The sequence below is a fragment of the Undibacterium sp. TC4M20W genome, assembly GCF_049340245.1.
Taxonomy (GTDB): domain Bacteria; phylum Pseudomonadota; class Gammaproteobacteria; order Burkholderiales; family Burkholderiaceae_D; genus Undibacterium.
The window spans coordinates 136,344-143,040 of record NZ_JBMPPI010000015.1; the positions used below are offsets into that span (position 1 = coordinate 136,344).

Genomic DNA, 6,697 nt, shown 5'->3' on the forward strand with positions numbered 1-6,697 from the left:
TAATGAAGTCCATAGCATCACGTAGCAAGGCTGACCCGGCGGGTCAGCCTCAGCTTGCTACTTCCCACTCAAGTTTATACGTCGATCCCAGTTTTTCTGCAGCGCTCATCACCTGGCAAAAACAGCATGGCCGCCATGGCTTGCCCTGGCAGCAAAGCCACGAGGCTTATCGTGTCTGGCTGTCTGAAATCATGCTGCAGCAAACGCAGGTCACGGCAGTTATTCCATATTACAAACGCTTCCTGGAAACTTTTCCTACTGTGTTTGATCTGGCCGCAGCGCCGGCCGGACAAGTCATGGAACACTGGGCTGGCCTGGGTTATTACACCCGCGCCCGTAACCTGCATCATTGCGCCAAACAGGTGGTGGATAATTACCAGGGCAAGTTCCCGGCTGACCCCGCCTTGCTGCAAGAATTGCCAGGCATAGGCCGTTCAACGGCCGCTGCGATCACGGCATTTTCTTATGGCACGGTAGCAGCAATTCTGGATGGCAACGTCAAGCGGGTATTTGCCCGTGTGTTTGGCATAGATGGCTATCCCGGCACCAAACCGGTAGAAGCCAATATGTGGCTGCGCGCCCAGGCTTTATTGCCCGCGCTAGACATAGGCGCTTATACGCAGGGCCTGATGGACCTCGGGGCTACGGTATGCACGCGCAGCAACCCCAAATGCACGCTATGCCCTTTCCAGACACGCTGCGTGGCTTATACGCAAGGCAGGACCGCAGAGCTGCCAGTACGCAAACCAAAAAAAGCGCAAAAAGAAAAACAGGCCATCATGCTGCTGGTGCAGGATGGCGCAGAAGTCTTGCTGGAGCGCAGGCCACCCACCGGCATCTGGGGTGGTTTGTTATCGCTGCCAGAACTGGCGGGCATGCAGGAATATAGCGGCGAAGACGATGCCTTTTCTGTCGATGCGCAAATGGCGACTGTGCGTGAGCGCGCCAGCCGGTTTGGTGACATCGCCAGCATCCAGACCTTGCCGGTTTTTGCCCATGTATTCACCCACTTCAAATTGCATATCCTGCCGGTGCATGTGCAACTCAAAAAACGTCACCTGCAAGTTGCAGAGGGCGAGCTGGGCTGGCATCCGCTCAGTGAAGCAATGCAACTGGGTTTGCCTGCACCTATCAAGACTCTGCTCAGCAATCTTGGCACGCAATCGCAACTGCCATTTACTGATTGAGTAATTCCGCTTAGACTCCTGAAGTTGCTATTAAAGTAATCAAGTCATTAAGTAAGCAGTTTCAGGAGACCACTTTGAACAAAAGATTCATGCTCAGGCTCAGGCTCATGCTTGGCCTGGCGCTATGCAGTGCAGTGACAGCACATGCCAATGCCGCAGCCACTACTTCACCCACCAAGGCTTGCCGCCTGCCAGACTTCCCGCAAGAAGTGCAATGTGGACAGGTGCAAAGACCCTTGAATCCGGCACAGCCGCAAGGCAAGCAGATCGATATCCAGTATGTTGTGATCCCTTCGCAGGACAGGAATAAATTGCCGGATGCCGTTTTCCTGCTGGCCGGTGGCCCAGGCCAAAGTGCCATCAGCGTTGCCAGTTGGGCGACTACCTTGATGGCACGCCTGAATCGTCGCCGTGACCTGGTGTTTGTTGATCAGCGTGGCACCGGCCGCAGTGCGCCGCTGGAATGTCCGGAACTCGAAAAAGCCGAAGAAGTTTTATCGCCAGAACAAAGAGTCAAAGTCACCGACGACTGCATGCGCCAGTTGCAAACCTTGCCTTACGGCGAGCTGCAATACTTTGGTACCAGCATTGCCATGCAAGATCTGGAGGCGGTACGCCTGAAGCAAGGCTATGGCCGCATCAATGTCGTCGGTGCTTCATATGGCACGCGTGCCGGGCTTGAATACCTGCGTCAGTTCCCGCAATCCGTACGCCGCATCGTGCTCGACGGCGTGGTACCACCCAGCATGCGCCTGGCCAGTGCCGATGCACAAAAAGCGCTGGATGCCTTGTTCAGAGATTGTAAAAAAGAAGCCGCCTGCAATGCCAGTTACCCAGACCTGGAAAACCGCTGGAAAAAACTGCTGGCCAGCCAGCCGCAGAAAATCAGTATCACGCACCCACGCATGGGCACGCCCATCAAGACCGAGATGACGCGTGACAGCTTGCTGGGCCTGGTTCACAAGTCCTTGTACAGCCCTAATTCGCTGTCCGCTTTGCCATATGCACTGACGCAGGCAGAGCAGGGTAATTATGCGCCGCTGGTGACCATGACAGGTGCGACAAATTTGCCTGGCCCTGGTGGCATTTCTTACGGCATGCATTTCTCGGTCTGGTGTGGTGAAGCTTTCGCACAGTCGGCAAGTTTGCCTGCCAATGATGATTTTGAAAAGCTCATGGCTGATCAATATACCCAGACTTGCAAAAAATGGCCGCGTAGCGAGATACCCGCAGATTTTTTCAAAGTGCCCGCCTCAGCATCGCCCGCCCTGTTGCTCAGTGGCGGTCTTGATCCTGTTACTCCCACCAGATATGGCGATGAAGTCGCCAAGGCACTGGGCCCGAATGCCCGCCATGTCGTCATAGAAAATACCGGTCACGGTTTGTTGGCGCAAGGTTGCATACGCGATGTAGTGCACCGTTTTTTAAATGCCAAAGAAGACAGCGAAGCCGTCAAGGTCGATACCACCTGCGTGCGTCAGATACCGCGTGCACTGGCCTGGCAGGCACCCGTGCCGCCTGCTGCCAGCAAAGTTGGCAAGGAGGCCAAGCCATGATCATCGTCAATGACTTGCACAAAGAATTTGTGCGCCTCGGCAAATCCTCAGGCAATGCTTTTGTCAATGCTGCACGCAGCCTGGGCTTGCTGAAAAAAACCAGTGAAGTGGTGAAGGCTGTTGATGGCGTCAGCTTCAGCGCCAGTGATGGTTGCATCACCGGTTTGCTGGGCGCAAATGGCGCAGGCAAAACCACCACGCTGCGCATGATCGCTGCACTCTTGCAATCCGACGAAGGGCAGATCATGGTTGACGGCACAGCAGTCAAGGCCGGTACTTCATCGACCCAGTCACATATGGGGGTCTTGTCAGATGCGCGTGGCCTCTACCCGCGCCTGACTGCGCGTGAAAATATTCATTACTATGGCTTGTTGCATGGCATGGACACTGCCCATGCAGAACAGCGTACCCAGCAACTGTCGCAATGGCTGGATATGGATAAATTGCTGGACCGCCGCACCGATGGTTTCAGCCAGGGTGAACGTATGAAAACCGCGCTGGCAAGAGCACTGGTGCATGATCCCAAGAACATCATTCTGGATGAACCCACCAACGGTCTGGACGTCGTCGCTACCCGCGCGCTGCGGGAATTTTTGCGCTTCCTGCGCTCGCCAGAAGGCGGCGGCAAGTGCATCATCTTCTCTACCCACATCATGCAAGAGGTAGAACGACTGTGCGACCAGGTTGTCATCGTTGCCCAGGGCAAGGACGTGGCGCATGGCACGGTAGAAGAATTGCTGGCGCAATCCGGTGAAGATAATTTTGAAGATGCCTTCGTCAAACTGGCATTCCTGCATCCACAAAAATCTCTGACAGGAGTGAACTGATGAAAGCCACTTTAGCTATCCTGCGCAAGGAATTACGTGACGCCTTGCGTGACCGCCGCACCCTGATGGTGGCCCTGATCAGTTCATTGCTGGGCGTGCCACTGATGCTGCTGATTTTCTCGGTCGTGCTGACCCAGGTTGAATCGCAGGAAGAAAAACGTACTGTCCTCGTCAAGGGCATAGAGCATGCACGCGGCCTGGAAAACTTCATCCTGCGTCAGGGTTATCAAATCAAGACCGCGCCTGATGATTATGCTGCCAAATCGCAAAGCAAGGAACTTGACCAGCCCGTCTTGCTGATCCCCGATGATTTTGATGAAAAGCTGGCATCAGGTGGCAAGGGTGTTCTGGAAATAGCCTTTGATACCTCAAACCGCCAGGCAGAATTTGGTGTGCGCCCCCTGCGCCGTTTGCTGGATGGCTATTCGCAGGAGCTGGCTACATTGGGGCTGGCCATGCGTGGTGTGTCGCTGGAATTATTGCAGCGTCTTGACATACGCGAACGTCATATCAAAAAGCCGGAAGAACGCAAAGCTACCATCACCACCATGCTGCCCATGATGGTTTTGATGGCTATTGTCCTCGGTGGCATGTATGCCGCGATTGATACCACGGCAGGTGAGCGTGAACGCGGCTCGCTGGAACCGCTGATGATGAACCCGGTCAGCGGCTGGCAACTGACCATAGGTAAATGGGGCGCGGTTGCCATTGTTGGCATGGGCGTGGTGGTGCTGACGATCTTCAGCTTCTTCCCTTCACAATGGCTAATCCATAATGAAACCCTGCGCGCTGAATTCCAGTTCAATTTCAAGGATGCGATGGGCTTCTTGCTGGTCTTGCTGCCACTGGCCGCCAGCGTCGCGGCGATACAGATTGCCATTTCACTGGATTGCAAAAGCTATAAAGAAGCCCAGGTACGCAACCAGCTGGTGACCATGTTCATACCCTTTGTATCGCTGGTACCTATCCTGTTCCCTGGTCGCGAACCTTCGTGGTTCCAATGGGTGCCAGTGTTGTCACAAAACCAGATGATGAACCAGGTGTTGAAAGGCGAAACCCTGAGTGTCGTCGCGGTTGGCATCGCCTTCCTGGTCTGTGCCCTGATGAGCCTGGTCAGCCTGGCGTATATCTCGCAAAAAATGCGCAGGGTAGTGATGCATTGAATATGCAGAACTTGATACATGGATACGTAAATTGAACGAGACAAAATTATTGTGAATAATCTCAAACACCATTTTTATTTTTCCGTCTTGATGGCGATCGCCAGTATCAATGCGCAGCCATGCTCTGCGGCCGATGCGCCTGCCGCAGCAGTACCTGCCAATGAAGACACCAGTGCCGAAAATATCAATCGTTATCGGCGACTGGCAGAAAAAGACCCTGAGCAATATTTACCGCAACTGGCGAAATTACTCAGTGCACACGGACGCACTTATGCCATGGTTGGTAAGATGAAGGAGGCGCGCATACCTGATGAAGAAGCGCTGAATATCTATCGCCAGTTATCGCAAAAATACCCTGGCAAGTATATGGCAGAGCTGGCTGACGCCCTGATTGCCGTTGGCATCCCGTATGAAGCCGAGAGCCGGATGCCGGATGCACAGGCCAGTTATGAAGAAGGTTTGTTCATTTACCGCAAGCTGGCGCTCAGCAATCCGGAAACGTATCAAAAAAAAATAGCCAGTGCTTTGATCAATTTGAGTAATAGCTATCTGAACCAAAAGCGTTTTGATGACGCTATAGCAGCCAGCGAAGAAGCGCTCAGCATTTATAGACAATTGGCGAAGAGTCAGCCGCTTCTGCATACAACGCATTTAGCGGAAATTTTGACCAGTCTTGCAAATGTGTATTCCGAGGCCGAACGCAACAAGGAGGCACTGGCTTTATTTGATGAAGCGATCGCCGTATACCGCACTTTGAAGAGGGCCAATGCCAGTTTTAATCGAATAGATATGGTATTGACGCTGCGCAGCAGAGGCTTGTTGTATCGCAAGATAAATCGAGAAAAGGAAATGCAGCTCGATTTTGAAGAGGCGATGGTCATGTTCCGTAATGTGGCAGAGAAAATACCGGATTTTTACTTCGCGATGGTACAGGTGATGCTTGAATCCCTGGCTTCTCAATACGCGGCACAAGGGCGCTATCAAGATGCGCGTATTCTTTTCGAAGAAGTTGTGCAACTTCATCGCAAGAGAGAACAAATGAGTCCCGGCTCATCGATTGCCGATCTTGGCCGCAGCTTGTTGAATTTAGGCATACTCTGCCAGGAGGAGGGACGCTGGGATGAAGCGCGGCAGGCGTATGAAAAATCGATTTCATTTTGGCGACAGGCCGCGAAAGGAAATCCGGAAACATTTCAACCCAAAGTTGCCCATACCATGATTAATCTGGGCATGGTTTATCGCCAGCAAAAGCAGATGCAATCTGCCAGACTGATGCTGGAAGAAGCAGTTTCAATATTGAAAGCATTACCAGGCAAGTCGCCACAATACCAGGCCGAAATTGACCGTGCCAGCCAGGTGTTGCAAAAACTCTGATTATTCATTGCTGCAGGTGTTTTGCAGAGCTGATAGGCAATCAATGAAAATCATGGGATAGGTCATAAAAAAACGCACCAAAATGAAGTGACCCCGTAAAGTTGGACGTTTAATTATTTAAGTAGCCAAGGACTGAATTCTGTATTGCACAGGACTCAGTCCTTTTAGTTTGACCTTGATGCGGTCGTGATTATAGTAGTGAATATAATCCTTGATGCCTGCTTGCAGTTCTTCGACACTGCTAAATTTGTTGAGATAGAAGAACTCTGACTTCAACACGGCGAAGAAACTCTCCATAGCCGCATTGTCGATACAATTGCCCTTACGTGACATGCTTTGCACGACCTGTTTCTGCTGTAACGCACGCTGGTAGGCAAGCATGCGGTACTGCCACCCCTGATCAGAATGCAGGATAGGTTTTTGGTGTGCTTTGAGCTTGACCAGGGCATTCTTTAACATCTTCCCGACGAGTTCATAAACGGGGCGCCTGGCTGTCTCAAAGGCAATAATTTCCCTGTTATACAAATCCATCACCGGAGACAGGTACAGTTTCTCTCCTGCGACGTTAAATTCCGTCACATCAGTTACCC

6 protein-coding genes are annotated in these 6,697 nt (G+C 52.3%); 5 read left to right on the top strand and 1 reads right to left on the bottom strand.

Features of this window, described 5'->3' with window-relative positions:
- Positions 1 to 2 precede the first annotated feature (2 nt).
- From mutY to ACO0LL_RS18470, 5 genes are all read left to right on the top strand, one after another.
- Positions 3 to 1,187: an A/G-specific adenine glycosylase gene (gene mutY, locus ACO0LL_RS18450; protein ID WP_422952289.1), complete on the top strand. Its 1,185-nt coding sequence runs from the start codon at positions 3 to 5 to the stop codon at positions 1,185 to 1,187.
- Between the two features lie 74 nt (positions 1,188 to 1,261).
- Positions 1,262 to 2,743 (top strand): alpha/beta hydrolase, encoded by a 1,482-nt coding sequence (locus tag ACO0LL_RS18455; RefSeq protein WP_422952290.1) that lies wholly within the window; start codon positions 1,262 to 1,264, stop codon positions 2,741 to 2,743.
- Positions 2,740 to 3,570 carry an ATP-binding cassette domain-containing protein gene (locus ACO0LL_RS18460; RefSeq protein WP_422952291.1) on the top strand — a complete coding sequence of 277 codons (831 nt, stop codon included), beginning with the start codon at positions 2,740 to 2,742 and terminating at the stop codon, positions 3,568 to 3,570. The genes ACO0LL_RS18455 and ACO0LL_RS18460 overlap by 4 nt, the downstream gene beginning before the upstream one ends.
- A complete protein-coding gene (locus tag ACO0LL_RS18465) occupies positions 3,570 to 4,733 on the top strand; it encodes an ABC transporter permease (RefSeq protein ID WP_422952292.1) in 1,164 nt (387 codons plus the stop codon). The genes ACO0LL_RS18460 and ACO0LL_RS18465 overlap by 1 nt, the downstream gene beginning before the upstream one ends.
- Positions 4,734 to 5,099: 366 nt before the next feature.
- On the top strand, positions 5,100 to 6,107 hold the full coding sequence (locus ACO0LL_RS18470; RefSeq protein ID WP_422952293.1) for a tetratricopeptide repeat protein: 1,008 nt from the start codon (positions 5,100 to 5,102) through the stop codon (positions 6,105 to 6,107).
- Between the two features lie 117 nt (positions 6,108 to 6,224).
- On the opposite strand, the gene ACO0LL_RS18475 is transcribed toward ACO0LL_RS18470, so the two are convergent.
- Positions 6,225 to 6,697 (bottom strand): IS3 family transposase (locus ACO0LL_RS18475; RefSeq protein WP_422952294.1); only part of this gene is annotated, 473 nt, incomplete at its 5' end.